Here is a 1,261-nt window from a genome sequence, read left to right on the forward strand (position 1 = left end):
CGGCCGCGCGGCACTCGAGGCGCAGCGCTCGAGCGGTGAACGGCGCGCTGTCGTCGGCCTGCTGCTGACCGGGCGCGGCGTGCTCAGGAGCCATCAGCCGGTGCTCGTCGACGGTCAACCCGTCGGCGAGGTGACCTCGGGCGGCTTCTCGCCAACCTTGCAGCGCAGCATCGCGCTGGCGCGGGTGCAGCCCGGAATCGGCGATCAGTGCACAGTCGACATCCGCGGTAAGGCAGTGCCCGCGCGGGTTGTCAAACCGCCGTTCGTGCGCCATGGCAAAGCGCTTATCGCACTTGAATAAGGGGCCGAACGGGCATGTTCGCACAGCGTCAAACGTCCATCGCGCATCGCCAACCCGGAGGATGAAGCGCTTGTTTCACGGTCATGCGCGGTTCAGTAACAACCGGAGCATGACGGTGAACAGAAACAAACGACGAACTCGATGAACGATACAACAGGAAGCAGGATTTCCGTTCCATATCGACCAAGTCAGCGCTATTCACATGTTTCGTCGTTCAAAGATGCACCACTGCGACTTGTTAACCCGGAGCGAGACACAACGGCAGTGCGCGTTTTCAGCACGCCAAACCTAAAACAACACCGGCTCGAGAGCACGCTCTCCTCGTGCCATATCGCCAACAGCCGCCGCCTTTTTTGCGACGCGATCCGTCTGGAGTCCTTTATGAGCAGCATCCCTACAGAGCTGAAATACACCGAGTCCCATGAATGGGTGAAAGACAACGGCGACGGCACCGTCACCGTTGGCATCACCGATCATGCCCAGGACGCCCTCGGCGATCTGGTCTTCGTCGAGCTGCCGGAGATCGGCAAGCAGGTGGCGATCAAGGACGCCTGCGCGGTGGTCGAATCGGTCAAAGCGGCGTCGGACATCTACAGCCCGCTCAGCGGCGAGGTCGTCGGCGCCAATGACGCGCTCGATGGCGCGCCCGAGACGATCAACGAGGATGCCTACGGCGAGGGCTGGATCTTTCAGCTCAAGCTCTCAGACCCGAGCCAGCTCGACGACCTGATGGACGCCGGCGGCTACGAGCAACTCCTGGCTGACGAGGGCTGAACCTCCATGCCCTTCATCCCGCACACCGACGAGGACATCGCCACCATGCTCGACGCCATCGGTGTCGACAGCATCGAGGCGCTGTTCGATGAGATCCCCGCCGAACTCCGCGCCCAGGGACTCGACGGCGTCCCCGCTGGCCTGAGCGAGATGGAGGTGACGCAACTCCTGCAAGCGCGCGCGCGG

The 1,261-nt window shown here is 62.9% G+C and carries 2 protein-coding genes and 1 pseudogene; all 3 read left to right on the top strand.

Features of this window, described 5'->3' with window-relative positions; translation table 11 throughout:
* On the top strand, window positions 1–301 hold a 301-nt coding region (locus VBE63_RS29650; protein WP_323686555.1), incomplete at its 5' end, for a glycine cleavage T C-terminal barrel domain-containing protein.
* 381 nt (window positions 302–682) lie between these two features.
* Window positions 683–1,075 (top strand): glycine cleavage system protein GcvH, encoded by a 393-nt coding sequence (gcvH, locus tag VBE63_RS29655; RefSeq protein WP_323686556.1) that lies wholly within the window; start codon window positions 683–685, stop codon window positions 1,073–1,075.
* 6 nt (window positions 1,076–1,081) lie between these two features.
* Window positions 1,082–1,261 (top strand): annotated as a pseudogene (locus VBE63_RS29660) (glycine dehydrogenase); the annotation flags it as partial.

Source organism: Lamprobacter sp. (assembly GCF_034860625.1).
Lineage (GTDB): Bacteria > Pseudomonadota > Gammaproteobacteria > Chromatiales > Chromatiaceae > Lamprobacter.